Annotated in this window: 17 protein-coding genes; 7 read left to right on the forward strand and 10 right to left on the reverse strand. The window is 75.1% G+C overall.

The window, feature by feature from the left end; translation table 11 throughout:
- Window positions 1–86 precede the first annotated feature (86 nt).
- Window positions 87–929, forward strand: coding sequence for a class II aldolase/adducin family protein (locus tag ACI781_RS14855; RefSeq protein WP_456566886.1), 843 nt, complete (start codon window positions 87–89; stop codon window positions 927–929).
- On the opposite strand, the gene ACI781_RS14860 is transcribed toward ACI781_RS14855, so the two are convergent.
- The 5 genes from ACI781_RS14860 to ACI781_RS14880 are packed head-to-tail and all read right to left on the reverse strand — an operon-like array spanning window position 898 to window position 5,576.
- Window positions 898–1,557, reverse strand: a complete 660-nt coding sequence (locus ACI781_RS14860) for a phosphatase PAP2 family protein (RefSeq protein ID WP_456566887.1) — start codon at window positions 1,555–1,557, stop codon at window positions 898–900. The two genes, ACI781_RS14855 and ACI781_RS14860, sit on opposite strands and share 32 nt — an antisense overlap.
- Window positions 1,557–2,180, reverse strand: a complete 624-nt coding sequence (locus ACI781_RS14865; protein WP_456566888.1) for a phosphatase PAP2 family protein — start codon at window positions 2,178–2,180, stop codon at window positions 1,557–1,559. Before ACI781_RS14865 ends, ACI781_RS14860 begins: the two co-directional genes overlap by 1 nt.
- Window positions 2,177–3,292, reverse strand: coding sequence for a lysylphosphatidylglycerol synthase transmembrane domain-containing protein (locus tag ACI781_RS14870; RefSeq protein WP_456566889.1), 1,116 nt, complete (start codon window positions 3,290–3,292; stop codon window positions 2,177–2,179). Before ACI781_RS14870 ends, ACI781_RS14865 begins: the two co-directional genes overlap by 4 nt.
- The gene (locus ACI781_RS14875; RefSeq protein ID WP_456566890.1) at window positions 3,289–3,879 is read right to left on the reverse strand and encodes a hypothetical protein; all 591 of its coding nucleotides are present in this window, start codon (window positions 3,877–3,879) and stop codon (window positions 3,289–3,291) included. Before ACI781_RS14875 ends, ACI781_RS14870 begins: the two co-directional genes overlap by 4 nt.
- A complete protein-coding gene (locus tag ACI781_RS14880) occupies window positions 3,876–5,576 on the reverse strand; it encodes a phosphatase PAP2 family protein (RefSeq protein WP_456566891.1) in 1,701 nt (566 codons plus the stop codon). The genes ACI781_RS14875 and ACI781_RS14880 overlap by 4 nt, the downstream gene beginning before the upstream one ends.
- Before the next feature lie 140 nt (window positions 5,577–5,716).
- Here ACI781_RS14880 and ACI781_RS14885 point away from each other — a divergent pair, with 140 nt between their 5' ends.
- Window positions 5,717–6,607: an ABC transporter substrate-binding protein gene (locus ACI781_RS14885; protein WP_456566892.1), complete on the forward strand. Its 891-nt coding sequence runs from the start codon at window positions 5,717–5,719 to the stop codon at window positions 6,605–6,607.
- Window positions 6,608–6,631: 24 nt separating this feature from the next.
- Here the strand turns inward: ACI781_RS14885 and ACI781_RS14890 are convergent, their stop codons facing one another.
- Window positions 6,632–7,807, reverse strand: coding sequence for an acyl-CoA dehydrogenase family protein (locus tag ACI781_RS14890; protein ID WP_456566893.1), 1,176 nt, complete (start codon window positions 7,805–7,807; stop codon window positions 6,632–6,634).
- Window positions 7,808–7,958: 151 nt separating this feature from the next.
- Here ACI781_RS14890 and ACI781_RS14895 point away from each other — a divergent pair, with 151 nt between their 5' ends.
- Window positions 7,959–8,639 (forward strand): hemerythrin domain-containing protein, encoded by a 681-nt coding sequence (locus ACI781_RS14895; RefSeq protein WP_456566894.1) that lies wholly within the window; start codon window positions 7,959–7,961, stop codon window positions 8,637–8,639.
- A 69-nt stretch (window positions 8,640–8,708) separates the two neighbouring features.
- Here the strand turns inward: ACI781_RS14895 and ACI781_RS14900 are convergent, their stop codons facing one another.
- Window positions 8,709–9,752: a YihY/virulence factor BrkB family protein gene (locus tag ACI781_RS14900; RefSeq protein WP_456566895.1), complete on the reverse strand. Its 1,044-nt coding sequence runs from the start codon at window positions 9,750–9,752 to the stop codon at window positions 8,709–8,711.
- 388 nt (window positions 9,753–10,140) lie between these two features.
- On the opposite strand from ACI781_RS14900, the gene ACI781_RS14905 reads away from it, so the two are divergent.
- Entirely contained in the window at window positions 10,141–10,314 is a 174-nt protein-coding gene (locus ACI781_RS14905; protein WP_456566896.1) for a hypothetical protein, read from the forward strand.
- Between the two features lie 244 nt (window positions 10,315–10,558).
- Here ACI781_RS14905 and ACI781_RS14910 read toward each other — a convergent pair whose 3' ends face one another.
- On the reverse strand, window positions 10,559–12,355 hold the full coding sequence (locus ACI781_RS14910) for an acyl-CoA dehydrogenase (protein WP_456566897.1): 1,797 nt from the start codon (window positions 12,353–12,355) through the stop codon (window positions 10,559–10,561).
- A 106-nt stretch (window positions 12,356–12,461) separates the two neighbouring features.
- On the opposite strand from ACI781_RS14910, the gene ACI781_RS14915 reads away from it, so the two are divergent.
- Together ACI781_RS14915 and ACI781_RS14920 are read left to right on the forward strand one after the other, a co-directional pair.
- The gene (locus tag ACI781_RS14915) at window positions 12,462–12,920 is read left to right on the forward strand and encodes a hypothetical protein (RefSeq protein ID WP_456566898.1); all 459 of its coding nucleotides are present in this window, start codon (window positions 12,462–12,464) and stop codon (window positions 12,918–12,920) included.
- A 34-nt stretch (window positions 12,921–12,954) separates the two neighbouring features.
- Window positions 12,955–14,124, forward strand: a complete 1,170-nt coding sequence (locus ACI781_RS14920; RefSeq protein WP_456566899.1) for a zinc-dependent alcohol dehydrogenase — start codon at window positions 12,955–12,957, stop codon at window positions 14,122–14,124.
- Between the two features lie 206 nt (window positions 14,125–14,330).
- On the opposite strand, the gene ACI781_RS14925 is transcribed toward ACI781_RS14920, so the two are convergent.
- Both ACI781_RS14925 and ACI781_RS14930 read right to left on the reverse strand, forming a co-directional pair.
- Window positions 14,331–16,157 (reverse strand): MDR family MFS transporter, encoded by a 1,827-nt coding sequence (locus ACI781_RS14925; protein WP_456566900.1) that lies wholly within the window; start codon window positions 16,155–16,157, stop codon window positions 14,331–14,333.
- Window positions 16,154–16,663 carry a MarR family winged helix-turn-helix transcriptional regulator gene (locus tag ACI781_RS14930; protein WP_456566901.1) on the reverse strand — a complete coding sequence of 170 codons (510 nt, stop codon included), beginning with the start codon at window positions 16,661–16,663 and terminating at the stop codon, window positions 16,154–16,156. Before ACI781_RS14930 ends, ACI781_RS14925 begins: the two co-directional genes overlap by 4 nt.
- A 248-nt stretch (window positions 16,664–16,911) precedes the next feature.
- Here ACI781_RS14930 and hrpA point away from each other — a divergent pair, with 248 nt between their 5' ends.
- Window positions 16,912–20,895 carry an ATP-dependent RNA helicase HrpA gene (hrpA, locus tag ACI781_RS14935; RefSeq protein ID WP_456566902.1) on the forward strand — a complete coding sequence of 1,328 codons (3,984 nt, stop codon included), beginning with the start codon at window positions 16,912–16,914 and terminating at the stop codon, window positions 20,893–20,895.
- Window positions 20,896–20,911: the final 16 nt, after the last annotated feature.

A 20,911-nucleotide genomic window follows, 5' to 3' on the forward strand; every position in this document is an offset into this window, starting at 1 on the left:
CGGGCGCGGACCTGCCGGGACCGCCGCCGGATCGTGCACACTCGACCCCGCGCGGCCGCCACCGCGCCGACCCCGAGGGAGCCCACGTGACGCTGACGGACCGCACCGACGCGACCCCGCTGCCCGCCGCGGCGGCCACCGCCGACACCACCGGCCGGCGGCTGCGGATGGCCCGGCCGCCGGTCTTCGGCTCCGTCGAGGAGGAACGGGCCCACCGCAAGGCCACGCTCGCCGCGGCCTTCCGCATGTTCAGCCGTGCCGGGCTGGACGAGGGCGTGGCCGGGCACATCACCGTGCGCGACCCGGGCGAGCCCGAGACCTTCTGGGTCAACCCGTTCGGGATGCACTTCAGCATGATCCGCAGCAGCGACCTGGTGCGCGTCGACCACGCCGGCGAGGTCGTCGAGGGCGACCGGGCCGTGAACGGCGCCGCGGTGGCGATCCACTGCGCGGTGCACGCGGCGCGGCCCGACGTCGTCGCCGCCGCGCACGCGCACGGGCCGTACGGCAAGACGCTGTCCTGCCTGGAGGCGACCGTCGAGCCCCTCACCCAGGACGCCTGCGCCTTCTACGAGGACACCGGCGTCTTCGACAGCTACTCCGGCGTCGTGCTCGACCCGGAGGAGGGACGCCGCATCGGCGAGGCCCTCGGGGCGCACAAGGCCGTCATCCTGCGCAACCACGGGATGCTCACGGTCGGCACGTCCGTCGACAGCGCGGCCTGGTGGTTCCTCACCCTCGAGCGCACCGCGCAGGCGCAGCTCACCGCCTACGCCGCGGCCGCGGGCCTGGGCAGCCGGCCGCGCTGGATCGGCCACGAGGAGGCCACGCTCACCCGCGGGCAGGTGGGCTCGGAGGCCGCCGGCTGGTTCCAGTTCCAGCCCATCTGGGAGCGCATCAGCCGGGACGAGCCCGACCTGTTCGACTGACCGCCCACCGCTCGCGCAGCGCCATCAGCAGGGCCGGCCACCCCAGGGCCAGGCCCGCGCCCAGCAGGGCCCCGGCCAGGACGTCGGAGAACCAGTGCGCCCGCAGGTAGACGCGGGACAGGGCCATCACGGCGGCGAACAGCGCTGCGCGCACCTCCCAGCGCCAGCGCCCCGGGCCGGGCGGGGAGAGCACCAGCACCAGCCCGACCGCGGTCACCGCCGCGGCGATCGCGTGCCCGGAGGGGAAGGAGGCGGCCGAGGTGCCCAGCAGGGGGTCGGGCGGCCGCGGCCGGTCGTAGGCCGCCTTGAGCGGCCCGATCAGCGCCTCGCTGCTGGCGACGGCGAGGGCGAAGGCACCCAGTCGGAGCCAGTGCCGCCGCCAGGCGAGCACGGCCAGCCCGAGCACCCGCAGCGGCCAGGTCACCCACACCCCGCCCAGCCAGGACAGGGCACCGGCCACCGCCGTCGCCGGCCCGTTCTCGACGGCGACCGCCCAGCGCCGGACCGCGTCGTCGACCACCTGGACGGCCGGCCGCGTCGCGGGCAGGGCCACCAGGAGGCCGACGACGACCGCGCCGGCCAGGAGCGCCGCGCCGACCCGCAGGCCGCGCCGGGCGTCGACCAGCATCAGCGCGGACGGCCGAGCAACAGGTGCACCGCACCCGCGACCAGCAGGCCCAGACCGGCCCCGCCGACGACGTCCAGCGGCAGGTGCGCCGAGACGTGCACCCGGGCCAGGCACACCGCTCCCGCCAGCACCGAGCAGCCGATCCGGCCGCGCCGGCCGAGCCACGGCCACGCGGTCGCCAGCAGCGCGGTCACCACCGCGGCGTGCCCGGAGACGAACCCCCGGCCGGCGGCCGCGGCGCCGCGGACGACGACGTCGTCCAGCAGGCCGGCGGGGCGGCCGCGCTCGACGACGCCCTTGACCACCTTGGCCAGCACGTAGGTCCCGGCGCCGGCCAGCAGCAGCTCGGCCGCCAGGCGCCACCGCCGGGTGCACGCGGCGAGCAGGGCGGTGGCCGGCACCACGACCAGGTTGCCCAGCTGCATGACCGGCCAGACGAGGACGAACGGGACGACGTCGACGCCGTTGACCGCCCGGAACACCGCGGCCTCGGCCGGGGACACGGTGCGCGCGTCGACCGGCAGCGCCGCCAGCAGCAGGACGACGAACCCGCCGGCCAGCAGCAGGGCGTCCCGGCCGGTCCGCACGACCGCGCGCGGGCGGGCGGGCGTCCGCGCGGTCACGTGGTCTCCGGCACCAGTGCCGTCCGCGGCGCGGAGTTCGGCGCGCGCCGCCACGACGTGTTGTGCCGCCAGAACAGGTAGGTGCCGGCGCCGAGCAGGATGGGCAGCACGTAGGTCAGCCCGCGGAAGACGAGCACGGCCGCGGCCACCAGCGACCGGTCCCCGCCGGCCGCGACCAGCCCGGTGATCAGGGCGAGCTCGATCACGCCCAGCCCGCCGGGGGTGAACGGGACGGCGGTCAGCAGCCGGGCGAAGGAGAAGACCACCAGCGCCTGCACCAGCCCCACCTGCGACGCGCCCACGCCGACCGCGCGCAGGGAGACCATCAGCACGGCGAACAGCGACAGGTGGCTGACCACCGTGGCGAGGGTCAGCCAGAGCCAGCGGGCGCGCAGCAGCAGCACCGTGCGGTCGCGGAACTTCGTCGTCGCCCGGTCCCAGCCCTGCACCGGCGGCCGGCCGAGGAGGCGCCGCAGCGCCGAGACCAGCCGGCCGGCGCCCGTGCCGATGCGGGCCGCGCTCTCCCGGCTGCGCAGCAGCAGGCCGAGCAGGACGACGGCCGCGACGAGGGCGGCCACCCCGACCAGCCCGGCCACGAGCCGGCCCGGCGCCTGCTCCGGGGCGGTCAGGGCGAGCAGGGCGAGGGCGAGGACGGGCAGCCCGAGCTTGACGAAGTTGTTCCACAGCCCCGACACCAGCAGCGACACCGACGTCCTGGACCGGGAGAAGCCCCACGACGAGTTCATCGCGTAGGTCAGGCCCAGCGCGAGCGCCGCGCCCCCGACGACGGTGTTCGAGACGGCGGTGGTGGTCATGGTCGAGACCGTGGCCTCGCGCAGCCGCAGCCCGGGCATGGTCGCGAGCATCACGAACTGGTAGGTGGCCAGGTTCCACACCGCCACCAGCGCCAGGACGGTCAGCTCCACCCAGCTCATCGCGGTGACCGCGGACCAGACCGCCGACAGGCTGGTGAACTGCGGCAGGAACCAGACGAAGACGGCGGCCAGCAGCGCCACGGAGACCAGCGGGCCGAGCACCCGCTGCCACAGCGGCTTCCCCCGCGCGGCCCGGACGGGCGGCGCGAGTGTGTCCCGGGGCCGGGCCCGGGTCACGGCGCACCCTCCCCGGCGTCCAGGTCCAGCCGGCCGCCGGTCTCCTCGCGCACCTGGGCCGCCAGGTCCGCCCGGCTCACCACGCCGATGCCCTGGGTGGCCAGCGCCAGGGGCTCGCCGCGGTACTCCCCGGCGAGGGTGAAGACGACGGTGATGCAGCCGCCGTCGAACAGGTAGAAGCGCCGGCCGTGGTACTCCGGGGCCACCTGGACCACGCGTTCCAGCCGGGTCAGCCCCTCCCGGTCGCTGGGCACCGCGGTGGCGCCGCCGGTGTCGCAGGAGGCCTCCAGCCGCACCTCGATGGCGTGGTGGCCGTCGCGGTCGGAGTCCAGCCAGAAGCGGGCGGACCCGCGGCGGGCGTCCAGGCCGGCGAAGTCCCAGCCCAGCGGCACGCCGCCCACGCACGGCACCCACGACGCGCTGGGCACCGCCTGGGCCATGAGGACGACGCCGTTGGCCGCCGTCCCGTCGTCCCCGCCGGAGCAGGCCGGCACGCTGTGGCTGACCCCGGTGCCGCCCGACGTGCACCCGCCGGCAGCCAGGAGCACCAGCACCCCGGCGGCCCGCCGGCCGCGCCGGCCGCTCACAGCGGCGACCCCACGAGGCTGACGCCGACGGCGAGCGCGGCGACCAGCCCGGCGAGGGTGACCAGGCTCAGCCCCACCCGGCGCCAGGTCCACCGCTGGATGCGCACCGGCGGCAGCCGGTAGGGCAGCAGCGTCAGGAACTCCGCGTGCAGGTCACGGCCCTGCGCCCGCATCATCCGGCGCAGCTGGGTGGGCATCGTCAGCCCGCGGGTCGCCGCGAACGCCTCGGCGATCTCCTCGTCGGAGAACTGCCGGCGGGCGCGGGCGTAGACGCGCGCGGCGTCGGTCCGCAGGGCCAGGACCAGCATCATGTTCGCCAGGTCGACCGCCTGCCGCCAGGGGCTGGGCCGGACCTCGGCGAAGGCCGGGTCGATGAGGAACAGCTTGCCGTCGCGCACCAGGACGTTGGCCGGCTTGATGTCCCGGTGGGCCATGCCGATCTCCCACAGCCGGCGCACCACGGTCAGGCCCTGGTCGATCACGCCCTCGTCGACGTCGGCGTCGCCGATCTCCTGGGCGTCCTGGATGAAGCCGGCGACCAGCATGTACTCGCGCTCGGGGGTGATCTCGACGATGCCCATCGGGTGCGGCACCGGGAGCCCGGCGTCCCACAGCAGCCGCAGCACGTAGTCCTCGTACTGCACCAGCCGCCGGACGCTGTGGTACGGCTTCTCGTCCTCCAGCCGGCCGTACAGCAGGGTGCGGCCGAGCTTGTACCAGCGGTCGGAGTGCACGTGCGTCGCGGCGTAGAGCTTGCCGAAGACGCAGCTCACCTCGTCGGCGCCGGAGCCCGCCTTGACCGTGATGCGCAGCGGGGTGGAGCCCCCGGAGCCGTCCAGGTTGAACGGCCGGACCTCGGTGGCCACGATCCCGAGCTGGTCCTGCAGGGCGCGGACGATGGCCTCCCCGCGGGCGCCGCTGACGTCCAGGTGCGCCGGCCGGCCGCGCCGGTAGCGCACCGGGTACACCTCGTTGGGCGTGAGCAGCCGGAACGCGGCCAGCGGCGCGGCCACGCCGACGACCACGCCGACGACGACGTCGGACGGGTGGTCCTGGGCCAGGTACAGCCGGGAGGCCGCCGTCACCACCAGCAGGGCGCACACGACCCACTTGCCGACGTCCCGCTTCCGGCCGGCGGGGACGAGCGAGTAGAGGCTGCTGACCAGGAAGGTGGCGAGCACCGTCATGGGCAGCGAGGGCATCGAGAACCCCGACCAGGGCCCGAGCACCTCGACCTCGAAGGGCCGCGGCCGCTGCAGGCTCGCCGCCGCCGTGGCCGTCAGGTTCACCACCAGCAGCCCCGTGAGCAGCCAGACGAACAGGTGGCGCCAGCGGCGGACGACCAGGAGGACGACGAGGTTGGCCAGCCAGAGCACGTGGATCGCCCGCGCGGTCGCCAGCACCCCGGCCACCTCGGCGACCGAGGTCAGCGGCTCGCTGCGCAGCGCGGCGAGCGCCTGCAGCACGCGGGTGTCGACCACCTCCACGCGGGCCGTGCCGTCGGTGACCACCACCGCGACCGTGCAGAGGAGGACGCCGCCGCTGAGCGCCAGCCACCACTTGCCCGAGGCGGCCAGGTGCCAGGGCAGCGGCGGTGGCTCGCCCGAGGGCCGCCGCCGGCGGCGGACGCGGTGGATCGACGGCGGGTCCGGCCGCCGCACCTGACCCGCCGCGGAGGTCTGCGCGCCTGCCGCCATGCCGGCCGATGCTCCCCCCGAGGACGGCCGCCGACCACGTCCGTTGGTCCCGTCCCCCGGGCCCTGTCGGGGGCTAGCGTGGCCGGTGCCCCGAGGGTCCGTCCCCGGGCACCGGCTCCCGCTCCCGGGAGGAGGCCGCGATGGGTCGCCGAGCGCTCGCCGTCCTCCTCGTGGCGGTGGGCCTGTGCGCGTGCGGCTCGACGTCCCCCGCTGCCGAGCCGGTGCCCGAGGGGACGATCCGGGTGGCCTCCTACGACTTCACCGAGAACCAGATCCTCGCCGAGGTGTACGCCGAGGGCCTGCGCCGCGCGGGGCTGCCGGTCGTCGTCCAGCACGGCACCGGGACGCGGGACGTCGTGCTCCCCGCGCTGGAGCAGGGGGTGGTCGACGTCGTCGTCGACTACCTGGGGACCGCGACGGCGTTCCTCGGAGCCGAGTCGGCCGGGGCGGACCCGGCGGCGGTGCACGAGACGCTGCGCCGGACGCTCGAGCCGCGCGGCCTGTCGGTGCTGGCCGCCGCGGCCGCCGAGGACCAGAACGGCTTCGTCGTCCTCGCCGGGACCGCCGCCGAGCGGGGCATCACCCGGCTGTCGGACCTGGCGGCGGTCGCGCCCGGGATGACCTTCGGCGGGCCGCCGGAGTGCCCGGAGCGGCCCTACTGCCTGCAGGGGCTGCGCGAGGTGTACGGCGTGCGGTTCGGGACGGTGCTCAGCATGCCGTCGCGGGCCGCGACCGTGGAGACGCTGCTCACCGGCGAGATCGACGTCGGCATGCTGGAGACGACGGACCCGCGACTGACCGACGCGTCGCTGCGGCTGCTCGAGGACGACCGGGGGCTGCAGCCGCACGAGAACGTGACGCCGATCGTGCGCACCGACGTCCTCACCGGGACCGGCGACGTCCTGCGGGCCGCCGCGGACGGGGTGAGCGCCGTCCTCACCACCGCCGACCTCGTCGACCTGAACCGGGCCGTCGCCGTCGAGGGGCGGACGGCGGCCGAGGCCGCCGCCCGCTGGTGGGACGAGCACTGAGCCGCCGCCGGCGCGGGCGGCCGGTCAGACGATCGCGCTCTCGCCGGTGACGGCGCGACCGACGATGAGGCTGTTCACCTCGCGGGTGCCCTCGTAGGAGTAGATGGCCTCGGCGTCGGCGACGTACCGGCCCACGTGGTTCTCCAGCAGGATCCCGTTGCCGCCCATCAGCTCGCGGGCCCAGCCGACGGTCTCGCGCATCCGCATCGTGCTGTAGGCCTTGGCCATCGAGGCGTGCTCGTCCTTGAGCATCCCGCAGTCCTGCAGCTGGGAGGCCCGGGCGCACAGCGTCGCGGACGCGGTGATGTTGCCCAGCATCCGGAACAGCAGGTCCTGGACCAGCTGGAAGCCGGTGATCGGCTTGCCGAACTGCAGCCGTCCCTCGGCGTAGCGCAGCGCGTGCTCGTAGGCGCCGCGCGAGCACCCGACCGCCGACCAGGCCACGCCCACCCGCGTCGCGCGCAGCACCTTGGCCGTGTCGCGGAAGGAGTTGGCCTCCTGCAGCCGGTTGGCCTCGGGCACCCGGACGCCGTCCAGGGTGATGTGCGCGTTCTGCACCGCGCGCAGGGCGATCTTGTCCTCCAGGTCGACCGCGGAGTAGCCGGGCGTGCCCTTCTCGACGACGAAGCCGAGCACCCGGTCGGTCTCCTCGTCCCGGGCCCAGACGACGACGAGGTCGGCGAAGCTGCCGTTGCCGATCCACTTCTTCTCGCCGGTCAGCACCCACTCGTCGCCCTCGCGGCGGGCCGTGGTCTGCAGGCCGCGGGCGACGTCGGAGCCGTGCTCGGGCTCGGTGAGGGCGAACGCGCCGAGCAGCTCCATCCGGGCCATCGCCGGCAGCCAGCGCTCCTTCTGCTCCTCGGAGCCGCACAGGTGCACCGTCCCCATGGCCAGGCCGCCGTGGACGCCCATGAACGTGGCGATCGAGGGGTCGCCGCGGGAGAACTCCATGGCGACCATGCCGTCGAACAGCGACGACCGGCCGGGGGAGCCGTAGCCGGAGTACTGGGCGCCCGCGACGCCGAGCTCGGCGAGCCCCGGCACGAGCTCGTGCGGGAACTCCCCGCGCGTCCAGTACTCGTTGATGACCGGCTCGACCCGCTCGTCCATGAACGCCCGCACGCGGTGCAGCGCCTCGCGGTCGGCGTCGTCCAGGAGCGCCTCGAGCTCGTAGAAGTCGGACGTCACGGGCGGGGTCATCGCGCCTCCTCGGCCGGGGCTCCGTCGCCCCTGGGTGCCGGGGGCTACCCGGGGGCCCGGCGCGGGCAACCCGCCGGGCGGCGTGGCATGCGGCACGCCGTCACGGGGCAGGACCGGACGGCTCCGTCCCGCATCGAGAGGTCGTGTGCCCGTGCCCCGTTCCGTGGCCGAGCAGGCCGAGTGCGAGCTCGGCGGCCCCGCCAGCGTCCTGAGCCGCCGGCGCCGGGACCACGCCCGGCTCGACGCGCTGCTGTCCCGGCTGGAGGCCACCACCGGGCGCGCCCAGCAGGAGGTGCTGCGGCGCGTCGACCGGCTGGTGGTCGCCCACGCGTTCGCCGAGGAGAGGGTGCTCTGGCCGGAGGTCCGCCGCGTCCTGCCCGACGGGGAGGAGCTGACCCGGCGGGGCGCGCGGCTGCACCGGGAGGTGGACGGGCTCATCGCGGCCCTGGGGGAGGGCGGCCTCGACGACCCGCGGCGGCCGGAACGGCTGGCCCGGCTGGTCGAGGTGCTGCGGCAGGACGTCCGGGACGAGGAGGACGTGCGGCTGCCCCGGCTGCAGGAGCGGCTGGACCCGCACGAGCTGCGCCGGCTGGGCCGGCAGTGGGAGCTGGTGCGGCGGATCGCCCCGACGCGGCCGCGCCCGGCCGTGGGCCGCCGTCCGCCGGGCGGTGCGCTCGCGGCGCTGCCGCTGTCCGTGCTCGACCGCACGCGCGACCTGGTCCACGCCGGGGTCCGCCGCGGCCCGGCGCGGCTGGCGCCGGTGGGGGCGGCGGTCAGCCGGGGGCTCGCCGGGGTGGCGGCCCGGGTGGCGCGCCCGCCCGCCTCTCGCTGAGACACGTCGGAGGCCCGGTCCCCCAGGGGACCGGGCCTCCGACGCATCTGCCCCCTCTCGGGGGGCCCGCTAGTTCGTCTGGCGGGGCTTGGGCTCGGCGCGGGCGTCGAGCTGGATCTCCTTGTGCGCCTCCGGCACGCCCTCCTTCAGCTCCTTCGTCCGCTCGATCTCGGCGTCGAGCTCGATGCCGAACAGCAGCGAGACGTTGATGAGCCAGAACCAGATCAGGAAGACGACCACGCCGGCGAGGGCGCCGTAGGTCTTGTTGTAGCTGCCGAAGTTGCCCACGTAGAACGCGAAGGCAGCCGAGGCGACGACGGCGACGAGGATGGCGACGCCGGCGCCGGGGCTGACCCACTTGAAGCCGCGGAGCTTCGCGTTCGGGGTCGTGTAGTACAGGATCGCGATCATCAGCGCGAGCACGACGACCATGAGCGGCCACTTGACGACGTTCCACACCGTCATGGCGGTGTCGCCCAGGCCGATCGCGCTGCCCACGGCCTCGACGACCGGACCGCTGAGCACCAGCATGGCCACGATCAGCGCGGCGAACAGCACGCCGATCAGGGTGACCAGGAGCTGCAGCGGCTTGAGCTTCCAGATCTTGCGTCCCTCGGGGGTCTCGTAGACCACGTTGGCGGCCCGGGTGAAGGCGCCGACGTAGCCCGAGGCCGACCAGATCGCGGCGGCGAGACCGATGACCAGCCCGAAGCCGGCGGTGCTGGTGTTCCCGGCGATCTGGTCGATGACCGGCTGCAGCGTGTCCGCGGCGTCGCGGGGCACGACGGTGGTCAGCGCGTCGGAGAGCTGCTTCGGGTCGGTCAGCAGGCCGATGATCGACAGCAGCGCGATGAGGGCCGGGAAGAGCGCGAGGATGCCGTAGTACGTCAGTGACGCAGCACGGTCGGTGAGCTGGTCCTCGCTGAACTCCTTCACCGTGCGCTTGAGCGTGCCCATCGTGGTGGGCGCGGTGTCGGCGCCGCGCGGCGCGTTGTCGAAGCGCGTCGAGTTGACCTTGTCGTCCTGCGGGACGGGGTCACCGGCGACGTTGCCGGAGAAGCGGGTGTCCTTCGCAGCGGTCGCGGCGCTGCGGGATCCGGTGGAGCGGGCCATCGGGGGTCCTCCGGTCGGGGCGTTGACGTCGTTCCGCCTCCCGGTGCCCCGGACGGACCCGTTCCATTCGCTGCCCCGGGGGTGTCGCCGATGATCACGCCGCGTGTCGGGTCCGGCACCGAGCACCCGGACGCGCCGGGCTGGACGGACGCGCCGATCTCCCGCACGCCGCCCCCGAGCCCGCTCCGGCCGGCGGGTCCGTCAAGATCGACGTCGTCGGGCCAGGGTCGCCGCCGCGCCGTCCGTCCGTGTGAATCGGGTCACCCCCCGTCAGGTAACGATCACAGGACGACGATTGAGAGGTGGATCCGTGGGGGAACACAGGCCCCGACGACGTGCCGCCCGCGCACCTGGCGGGCCGGTGGAGAGATCGAGAGGACGTTCCACGATGTTGTTCTGGCCGGCAGTGACCCTCCTCGGGTTCCTGGTCCTGACCGGACTGGTGGTCGTGATGGGTGCCTCCAGCACCGCCCGGTACGAGCGCGAGCAGCGGGCCGCGAGCGCGCCCCGTTCCGTGCAGCCGGCTGCCGAGCCGGTGGCCGCGACCGCCGGGACCGCCTGACCCGTCCCACCCCCTCCTCCGGACACACCCCGGCCCCCCAACTCCGGGCCCCCACTCCCAGCCCCCTACTCCGAGGACCTCACCCTCGGGGACCGACCTCCCCGCCGCTTCCTCCCCGCCGCCACCCGCGCCGAGATCGGCGATCTCGGCGCCATCGGAGGCTGATGCCGCCGAGATCGCCGATCTCGGCGGAGGGGTGACCGTCGCAGGCGCGCGGGGTGGGCGCCGCAGGCGCGGGCGGCTGCTACAGCCAGCGCTCGTCGGTGTCCAGGACGGTCCGGTCCAGGCTCTCCAGCAGGTCCAGGTGCACGTGCACCTTCGGCAGCTCGTACAGGTGGAAGTACCGGGCAGCGGCCCGCTTGCCGTCGTAGAAGTCGCCGCTCTCCTCCCGGGTCGCCAGCGCCTGCTCCAGCCACAGCCAGGCGACGACGACGTGGCCGGTCGCCTCCAGGTAGGTGGTCGCGTTGGCGAGGGTGACCGCGGGGTCGCCGGCGTCCCACAGCGTCGCCGTCACCGCGGCCAGGCGGGCCACCGCGGCGTCGAGGTCCGCGGCGAACCGTGCCCACCCGCTGCCGGCCGCGCGGGCGGTGGTCGCGCCGATCGTCTCGGCGAGCAACCGCAGCCCGGCGCCGTCCTGCATCCGGACCTTGCGCCCGAGCAGGTCCAGGCCCTGGATGCCGTTGGTCCCCTCGTGGATGGGGTTGAGCCGGTTGTCGCGGTAGAACTGCTCGACCGGGTAGTCGCGGGTGTAGCCGTAGCCGCCGTGCACCTGGATGGCCAGGTCGTCGGTGACCGGACCCCACTGCGCGGGCCACGCCTTCGCGATCGGGGTGAGCACCTCCAGCAGCAGGTGCGCCCGGTCGCGGGCCCCCTGCGTCTCCCCGGTCTTCTCCTCGTCCACCAGCCGGGCGCAGTACAGGCCGAGCGCCAGGCCGCCCTCGGCGTAGGACTTGGCGGCCAGCAGCATCCGGCGGACGTCGGTGTGCTCGACGATCCGCACCGGCGGGCTGTCCGGGGCCTTCGCGCCGGCCGCGCGGCCCTGGGTGCGGGTGCGCGCGTACTCCAGGGCGTGCAGGTAGCCGGTGTAGCCGAGGACGGTCGCGCCCATCCCGACGCCGATCCGCGCCTCGTTCATCATGTGGAACATGTAGGTGAGGCCGCGGTGCTCCTCGCCGACCAGGTACCCGACCGCGCCGGCCCGCCCGCCGGGGGTGTGCACGCCCTCCCCGAAGTTGAGCAGGGTGTTCGTCGTCCCGCGGTAGCCCATCTTGTGGTTGAGCCCGGCCAGGACGACGTCGTTGCGCTCGCCGAGGGTGCCGCCCGGGCCGACCAGGACCTTGGGGACGACGAACAGCGAGATGCCCTTCACGCCGGGCGGGCCGCCGGGGACCTTCGCCAGCACCAGGTGGACGATGTTCTCGGTCAGCTCGTGGTCGCCGCCGGAGATCCACATCTTGTTGCCGGTCAGCCGGTAGGTGCCGTCGTCCTGGCGCTCGGCGCGGGTGGTGATGTCGGCCAGCGACGAGCCGGCCTGCGGCTCGGACAGGCACATCGTGCCGAACCAGCGACCGGCGACCATCGGCGCCACGTAGGTGTCGATCTGCTCCCGGCTGCCGTGGGCGATGAGCAGTCGCGCGTTGGCCATCGTGAGGAACGGGTAGGCCGACGTGCCGACGTTGGCCGCCTTGAACCAGGCGAACACCGCCTGCCCGACGGTGTGCGGCAACTGCATGCCGCCGAAGCGCTCGTCGAACTCGCCGGCCATCAGGCCCGCCTCGGCGAAGACGTCCAGCGCCCGCCGCACCTCGGGGATCATCTCCACCCGGCCGTCGACGAAGCGCGGCTCGTTCTCGTCGGCGAGCCGGTTGTGCGGGGCGAAGTGCTCGGTCGCGATCTGCTCGGCGAGGTCCAGGACCGCGTCGAACGTCTCGCGGGAGTGCTCGGCGTACCGCTCGCGCTTGGTCAGGCTCTCCACGTCCAGCCACTCGTGCAGCAGGAACTGCAGGTCCCGGCGGTTCAGGATCAGCGAGGACGTGGGCACGGCGGCCTCCCGGGGCGTGCGGCGAGCGGTGCGGCCCACGGTAGGCCGGTTCCCGGCGACCGCTGCGGGGGTAGGTGGCCCCCACACGTCCACCAGGGGGGAACCCGTGCCCAACCCGCTCCTCGACCGCGCCGCCGACGTCGGTGGCGCCCTGCTCGACCGCCTGCAGGGCCTCAAGCTGCCCGGCGTCGGGACGGCCTCGGTCTCCGACGACCCCGAGCGCGCCGCCCGCCGATGGCGCGCGGTGACGGTGCTCCGCCCCGCGGCCGACCTGCCCCTCGACGGCCTCCCCGCCCCGCTCGCCGCGCTCGGCGACCGGGTGGAGGTGCGGGTGACGCCTGCGCCCGGGGACAAGGGCACCGAGCTCGCCGCGCGCTGGCGGGGGCCGGCGTCGGAGGAGGAGCTCGGCCGGCTGCGCGAGGCCCTGCGGGCGGCCAAGCAGCTGCTGGAGACCGGTGAGGTTCTCCGGATGGACCCCCGCCCGCACGGCGACCGGGCGGTGACACCGCAGGGCCGGCTGCTCGACGGGGCCGTCGCGCGCGCCCGGAAGGCGGGGCTGCTGTGAGCGGAGCGGGCCGGGGCAGCGAAAGGAGGACGTCGTGAAGGCCGTGACCTGGACCGGGGTGGACCAGCTGTCGGTGGAGGACGTGCCGGAGCCGCAGATCCTCAACGACCACGACGTGCTCCTGCGGGTGCGGCGGACGACGACCTGCGGCTCGGACCTCCACCTGCTGTCGGGCTACATCCCCTTCATGCGGGCCGGGAACGTGATCGGCCACGAGTTCATGGGCGAGGTCGTCGAGGTCGGCAAGGCCGTGCGGGAGCGGCGGGTGGGCGACCGGGTCGTCGTCGCCTCGTTCGTGTCGTGCGGTTCCTGCTGGTACTGCCGCAACGAGCTGTTCTCCCTGTGCGACAACAGCAACCCGAACCCGGGGATCACCGAGGGGCTGTGGGGCCAGAGCATCGGCGGCTGCATCGGCTACTCGCACGCCGTCGGCGGCTACGCGGGCAGCCACGCGGAGTACGTCCGGGTGCCCTACGCCGACGTGGGCAGCTTCGTCGTCCCCGACGGGGTGTCCGACGACCGGGCGCTGTTCGCCTCCGACGCCGCCGCCACCGCCTTCACCGGCGTCGACCTGGGAGGCGTGCAGCCCGGGGACACGGTCGCGGTGTGGGGCGCCGGCGGCGTCGGCCAGCTCGCCGCCCGCATCTCGGCGCTCGTCGGCGCGGCGCGGGTCGTCGTCATCGACCGGCTGCCCGAGCGGCTCGAGCAGGCCCGCACCCACGCGGGGGCCGAGACCATCGACTACACGACCACCGACGTCGCCGCGGAGCTGCGCGAGCTCACCGGCGGTCGCGGGCCCGACGTGTGCATCGAGGCCGTCGGCATGGAGGCGCACGCCCCGGGCGCGCACGGCGTGTACGACCAGGTGAAGCAGCAGCTGCGACTGCAGACCGACCGGCCCGCCGCCGTCCGCGAGGCCGTCCTGGCCTGCCGGAAGGGCGGCAGCGTCTTCACCCTCGGCGTCTTCGCCTCGACCGTGGACAAGTTCCCGCTCGGTGCGGTGATGAACAAGGGGCTGACGCTGCGCGGGGCGCAGGTGCACGGGCCGCGCTACATCCCCCGCCTGCTGGAGTGGATGGACAGCGGCGAGCTGGTCACCGAGCACCTGGCCACGCACGTCCTGCCGCTGACCGAGGCCCCGCGCGGGTACGAGCTGTTCAAGGAGAAGCAGGACGGCTGCGTCCGCGCCGTCTTCACGCCCTGACGCGGGTCCGGGGGCCGGCGCCGGCGCACCCTGCGGCCGGGTCCCGCACCCTGCGGGCGGGATCCGGCCCGCAGAGACAGCAGGCCGGCCGCAGAGTGGGTCCGCGGATGCCGAGGGCCCGCCTCCCCGAGGGGGAGACGGGCCCTCGGCGGGACCGGACCCGGTGGCGCGAGCCGTCCGGGCGACGCCGTCCTGGCGGCGCCGTCCTAGTGGCGCGGACCGCCGGCGGCGTGGCGCGGGCCGCCGGCGGCATGGCGCGGGCCGCGGGCGGGGGTGCCGTCCCCCGCCGTGCCGGCTCCCGCCGTGCCGGCCCCCGCCGTGCCGGCCCCGGCCGCCGGGCTGACCGACGTCGGTGCGGCGGCCCCCACGGCGCGGGCGGCGTCGTCTTCGGTGCCGGGGCTGCCCGTCGCGGTCGCCTGGTCGGCGTCCTGGCGGGCCTGGATGCCCGACTTGTCCGACAGGGCCAGCTGGGGCAGGAGCAGCATCACGAAGAAGCCGGCCGCCACCACGAGCGCGGCGATCAGGAACACCAGGTCCATGGCCGTGGAGAAGCCGTCGCCGAACGCGTGCACCACCGGCGGCGGCAGCTGCGCCACCTGCGAGGTGTTGCTGAGCGCGGACCCCAGGTCCACCCCGCCGCCGGCCGGGTCGATGCCGGCCTCCCGGAAGGAGTTGCCGATCTCGACCGGCAGCCGGGTGAACAGCACCGAGAGGAAGACCGCGGTACCGATCGTGCCGCCCATCTGCCGGAAGAAGGTGACCGACGAGGTGGCCACGCCCATCTCCCGCGGGGAGACGGCGTTCTGCACCGCGATGATCACCGGCTGGAAGTTGAAGCCCAGGCCGAGGCCGAGCAGGACCATCAGCGGCACGAGCGTCCACACCGAGGTGTCGACGTCCACGATCAGCGACATCCCGAGCAGCGCCCCCGTCATGAGCACGATGCCGACCAGCGGGAACACCTTGTAGCGGCCGGTGCGGCTGATCGCGATGCCCGAGCTCATCGCGCCGGCCATGATCCCGACGACCAGCGGGATCATCTGCAGGCCCGCCTCCGTCGCGCTGGACCCCTTCACGATCTGGAGGTACTGCGGCAGCAGCAGCAGACCGCCGAACATGCCGGCGCCCACCAGGAGGCTGCCGATCCCGGCGACGCTGAAGCTGCGGTTGCGGAACAGGCGCAGGGGCAGCAGGGCGTCCTCGCCGTAGCGCCGCTCGGCCAGGACGAACAGCACGAACCCGAGAGCCGCGACGGCGTAGCAGGTGAGCGAGCGGCCGTCGGTCCAGCCCCAGATGCGGCCCTGCTCCGCGACGATCAGCAGCGGGACGAGGAAGGTGACGAGCGCCAGCGCGCCGGGCCAGTCGATGCGGTGGTCGCGCCGGGTGTGCGGCAGGTGCAGCACCCGCGAGACGACGACGAAGGCGAGGATCCCCAGCGGCACGTTGACCCAGAAGATCCACCGCCAGCCGGCGAGGCCCAGCAGCGACTCCTGCCCGGCGAGGAAGCCGCCGACGACCGGGCCCAGCACGCTGGAGCTGCCGAAGACGGCCATGAAGTAGCCCTGGTAGCGGGAGCGCTCCCGCGGCGGCACGATGTCGGCGATGATCGCCAGGGCCAGCGACATCAGGCCGCCGGCGCCGACGCCCTGGACGGCCCGCCACACGGCCAGCTCGTACATCGACGTGGCGATGCCGCACAGCGCGGAGCCGAGGACGAAGACGGCGATCGCGAACAGGTAGAACGGCCGCCGACCGTAGATGTCGGACAGCTTCCCGTACAGCGGCGTCGAGATCGTCGACGTGATGAGGAACGCCGTCGTCGCCCACGCCTGCAGGTCGAAGCCGTCGAGGTCGTCGGCGATGGTGCGGATCGCCGTGGCCACCACGGTCTGGTCCAGGGCGGCCAGGAACATGGCCACCATCAGCCCGACGATGATCGTGAGGATCTGGCGGTGGGTGAAGCTGCCGTCGGCACCTGCGCCGCCGGCGGGCTGGGCGCCGGGGCCGGCGGTCGCAGGGGTGGTCCGGGTCATCGGGTCTCTCTCGGGGTGGGGAGGGCGTCGGGGGCGGAGTCGGTGGGGAGGACGGCGGCCAGGCCGTCCAGGAGGCGTCCGAAGAGCTCGGTGAGGCCGGCGAGGCTGGCGTCGTCCCAGCCCGCGGTGGCCCGGTCCAGGAGTGCCTCCCGCTCGGCGCGCAGGGAGGCCAGGGCGGCGTGACCCTCGTCGGTGACGAGCAGCCGGCTGGCCCGGCCGTCGGTCTCGTCGGGAACCCGCCGGACCAGGCCGCGCTCGACGAGCGTGGCCACGTGCCGGCTGACGGTGGAGGGGTCGGCGTGCACGAGGTCGGCGAGGGCGCCCTGGCGCAGCGGGCCGAGCCGGACGAGCGGGAACAGCAGCACGAAGGCCGCCCGCTCCCGGCTGTCGCCGGCCGAGGCGGCCTTGAGCGCGTGGATCACGCGCATCATGCGCGGTAGCTGCTCGCCGAGCGTGTGCAGCTGCGCCTGGCGACCGGTGGCGGTGGTCGTGGCGGATGTGGTCACGGGGCCTCCGGGCAGGAGGAGAGGGTGGCGGGTCCGGTGTCGCCGCCAGAACGGATGCACGATACAACCGGTTGTGGGTCGCATGCATGCAGCTGGCCTGGCGCGGTCCGTGATCTCGGGCACGCCGGGAACCGGTCCGACCGGTGGCACGCGCGGGGAGTGGGATCCTGGGAGGCGGTGCGCGCCGGCCGGCGCTCCACGCCCGCCGTGCCGCCGACCCCCGCCACCGGTTCGAGAGGAGCTGTCCCATGGCCGCCGACGCCCCGGCCTCCGGCGACCTCCGCTCCCGGCTGGCGTCGCTGACGCTGGAGGACGCGCACCGGCTCGGTCGCCGTCTCGACGGCACCCGGCGCACCCGCGACCCCGAGGCGCGGGCCCGGCAGGTCGAGCGCGTCGCCGTCGACGTCGCGGCCGCCGAGGAGCGCATCGCCCGCCGCCGCGCCGCCGTCCCGCCCGTCACGTACCCGGCCGAGCTGCCGGTCTCCGCGCGCCGCGACGACATCGCCGCGGCGCTGCGCGACCACCAGGTCGTGGTCGTCGCCGGGGAGACCGGGTCGGGCAAGACGACGCAGCTGCCCAAGATCGCCCTCGAGCTCGGCCGCGGGGTGCGCGGGCGGATCGGGCACACCCAGCCGCGGCGGATCGCGGCCCGCACGGTGGCCGAGCGGATCGCCGAGGAGCTGGAGCGGCCGCTGGGCGACGTCGTCGGCTGGAAGGTCCGGTTCACCGACCAGGTCTCGGACTCGACGCTGGTCAAGGTCATGACCGACGGCGTGCTGCTCGCCGAGATCGCGCACGACCGGCTGCTGCGCCAGTACGACACGCTGATCATCGACGAGGCCCACGAGCGCAGCCTCAACATCGACTTCCTGCTGGGCTACCTGGCGCGGATCCTGCCCCGCCGTCCCGACCTCACGGTCGTCATCACCTCGGCGACGATCGACGTCGACCGGATCGCGAAGCACTTCGCGCAGGACGGCGTAGAGGTCCCCGTCGTCGAGGTGAGCGGGCGCACCTACCCGGTCGAGGTCCGCTACCGCCCCGTGGTCGACCCCGACGACCCGGACGCCGACCCCGACCGCGACCAGGTGTCGGCGATCGGCGACGCGGTCGGGGAGCTGGTGCAGGAGGGCCCGGGCGACGTCCTGGTCTTCCTCGCGGGCGAGCGGGAGATCCGTGACACCGCCGACGCCCTCACCGACCGCTTCCCGGGCGTCGAGGTGCTGCCCCTCTACTCCCGCCTGTCGGCCGCCGAGCAGCACCGGGTCTTCGAGCGGCACACCGGCCGGCGGGTCGTGCTGGCCACCAACGTCGCCGAGACCTCGCTGACCGTGCCCGGCATCCGCTACGTCGTCGACCCGGGGACGGCGCGCATCTCCCGGTACAGCGCGCGCACCAAGGTGCAGCGGCTGCCCATCGAGCCGGTCAGCCAGGCCTCGGCCCGGCAGCGGTCGGGCCGGTGCGGCCGCACCTCCGACGGCATCGCGATCCGCCTCTACACCGAGGACGACTTCGACTCCCGGCCCGAGTACACCGACCCGGAGATCCTGCGCACCAGCCTCGCGTCGGTGCTGCTGCAGATGGCCTCGCTCGACCTGGGTGACGTCGCCGAGTTCCCCTTCATCGACCCGCCGGACCGGCGCGCGGTCGCCGACGGGCTGGCCCTGCTCGAGGAACTGGGGGCGCTCGACGAGCACGGGAAGCTCACCCCCACCGGCCGGGCGCTGGCCGCGCTGCCGCTGGACCCGCGGATCGCCCGGATGGTGGTGGAGGCCGACCGCCGCGGGGTGCTCGACGAGGTGCTGGTCATCGCCGCCGGGCTGACCATCCAGGACCCGCGGGAGCGCCCGGCCGAGCACCAGCAGGCCGCCGACCAGTCGCACGCCCGGTTCGCCGACGAGCACTCCGACTTCCTGGCGCTGCTCAACCTCTGGCGGTACCTGGAGGAGCAGCAGGACGCGCTCAGCGGCAGCGCCTTCCGCCGCACCGTGAAGCGGGAGTTCCTGCACTACCTGCGCATCCGCGAGTGGCAGGACCTGCACGGCCAGCTGCGCAGCACCGCCCGCCGCCTGGGCATGACCCCGACCGGGCTCGCGACCGAACCCGACGAGCGCGGCATCACCACCGCCCTGCTGGCCGGGTTCCTCTCCCAGATCGGCCTGCAGGTCGAGGGGCCGCCGGCGCGGCGGGGCGGGCCGGAGACGCAGCGCAGGGACGGCGACCGGCGCCGCGGGAGCCGCGAGTACCTGGGCCCCCGCAACACCCGCTTCGTCATCGCCCCCGGCACCCCGCTGGCCCGCAAGCCACCGCGCTGGGTCGTCGCCGCCGAGCTGGTGGAGACCAGCCGGCTGTTCGCCCGCACCGTCGCCCGCATCGACCCCGAGACCGTCGAGCAGCTCGCCGGCCACCTGGTGAAGCGGGAGTACTCCGAACCGCGGTGGGACGCCAAGCGCGGCTCCGTCGTCGCCACCGAGCGGGTCACGCTGTACGGGCTGCCGCTCGTCGGCGGCCGCCGCGTGCAGTACGGCTCCATCGACCCCGTCGTCTCCCGCGAGCTGTTCGTCCGGCACGCGCTGGTGCAGGGCGAGTGGAGCACGCACCACCGCTTCTGGGCCGACAACCAGCGGGCGCTGGAGCGGGTCGCGGAGCTGGAGGAGCGGGCCCGCCGGCGCGACATCCGGGTCGACGACGAGACGCTGTTCGAGCTCTACGACGCCCGCGTGCCGGCCGACGTCGTCTCCACCCGGCACTTCGACCGGTGGTGGAAGGAGGCCCGGCGCCGCACACCGGACCTCATGACCCTCACCGTCGAGGAGCTGACGAACGCCGCGGCCGCCGGGCAGGTCCGCGAGGAGGACTTCCCCGACGCCGTCCCGCTGACGCAGGGGCTCACCCTCCCGCTGTCCTACGCCTTCGCCCCCGGCGCGCCCGAGGACGGCGTCACCGTCGACGTCCCGCTGGCGGTGCTCGACGCCGTCGCCGAGCGGACGGCGGGCGCCTCGCTGGCCTTCACCGTGCCGGGGCAGCGCGAGGAGCTGGTGACGGCGCTGCTGCGCACCCTGCCCAAGCAGACCCGCCGAGCGCTCGTGCCGATCCCCGACCGGGTGCGCGAGGTGCTGCCGCGCATCGACCCGACCGAGCCGCTGCTGCCGGCGCTGGAGCGGGAGCTGCGCCGGGCCGCCGCCGTCGTCGTCCCGCCGGACGCGTGGGTGCCCGAGCAGGTGCCCGACCACCTGCGCGCCACCTTCCGCGTGGTCGACGACCGGCAGCGCACGCTGGCCCGCGGCAAGGACCTGGCCGCGCTGCGTGCCGAGGTGGCGCCGCAGGCCCGGGCGAGCCTGGCCCGGGCCGCGGTCGACCTGGAGCGCACCGGGCTGACCGCGTGGACCGTCGGCGACCTGCCCCGCACGGTCGAGGTCAGCCGCGGCGGCCACGTGGTCGCCGCCTTCCCCGCCGTCGTCGACGAGGGCGAGACCGCCGGTGTCCGCGTGGTGGCCACCGAGGCCGAGGCCGTGCGGCTGCACCGGCGGGGGGTGCGCCGGCTGCTGGTGCTGGCCGCCGGCTCCCCGGCCCGGCAGATCGCCAAGGGGCTGGGCCCGCGGTCGCGGCTGGCCCTGCAGTTCAACCCCGACGGCGAGATCCCCGACCTGGTCGCCGACTGCGTCGACGCCGCCGCGGACGAGCTGATCGTCGCGGCCGGCGGGCCGCCGCGCGAGGAGGCCGCCTTCGCCGCGCTCGTGGAGACCGCCCGCGCGCAGCTGCCGGGGCTCACGAAGGACGTCGTCACCCGGGTGGAGGCCGTGCTCACGCAGGCCCGGGAGGTCGCCGTCGCGCTCGGTGCGGCGCCCGGCCGGCGGGTGCCCGAGGCCGCCGTCGTCGACCTGCGCCGGCAGATGGCCGGCCTGCTGCACAAGGGCTTCGTGGCGGCGATCGGCCGGCGGCGGCTGCCCGACGTCGTCCGCTACCTGCGGGGCATGGCGCACCGGCTGGAGAAGCTGCCGGCCAACGCCGCCCGCGACGCGCTGTGGACCCAGCAGGTCGAGGCCGTGGCCGCCGAGTACGAGCAGCTGCGCCGGCAGGTGCCGCCCAGCGGCGCGCCCGACGACCCGGTCACCGCGGTGCGCTGGATGGTGGAGGAGCTGCGGGTGGCCCTGTTCGCCCAGCAGCTGGGCACCCCGCGCGCGGTGTCCGAGCAGCGCATCTACAAGGCGATCGACCGCATCTCCGCCTGACCGGCCGCCGGTGTGA

The sequence above is a fragment of the Blastococcus sp. SYSU D00695 genome, from assembly GCF_054050555.1.

Bases quoted from the DNA above. Each gene is read 5' to 3' on its own strand.
- hrpA (WP_456566902.1), top strand. From the start codon at position 16,912: ATGGCCGCCGACGCCCCGGCCTCCGGCGACCTCCGCTCCCGGCTGGCG.
- ACI781_RS14925 (WP_456566900.1), bottom strand. From the start codon at position 16,157: ATGACCCGGACCACCCCTGCGACCGCCGGCCCCGGCGCCCAGCCCGCC.
- ACI781_RS14900 (WP_456566895.1), bottom strand. From the start codon at position 9,752: ATGGCCCGCTCCACCGGATCCCGCAGCGCCGCGACCGCTGCGAAGGAC.
- ACI781_RS14905 (WP_456566896.1), top strand. From the start codon at position 10,141: ATGTTGTTCTGGCCGGCAGTGACCCTCCTCGGGTTCCTGGTCCTGACC.
- ACI781_RS14885 (WP_456566892.1), top strand. From the start codon at position 5,717: ATGGGTCGCCGAGCGCTCGCCGTCCTCCTCGTGGCGGTGGGCCTGTGC.
- ACI781_RS14890 (WP_456566893.1), bottom strand. From the start codon at position 7,807: ATGACCCCGCCCGTGACGTCCGACTTCTACGAGCTCGAGGCGCTCCTG.
- ACI781_RS14860 (WP_456566887.1), bottom strand. From the start codon at position 1,557: ATGCTGGTCGACGCCCGGCGCGGCCTGCGGGTCGGCGCGGCGCTCCTG.
- ACI781_RS14880 (WP_456566891.1), bottom strand. From the start codon at position 5,576: ATGGCGGCAGGCGCGCAGACCTCCGCGGCGGGTCAGGTGCGGCGGCCG.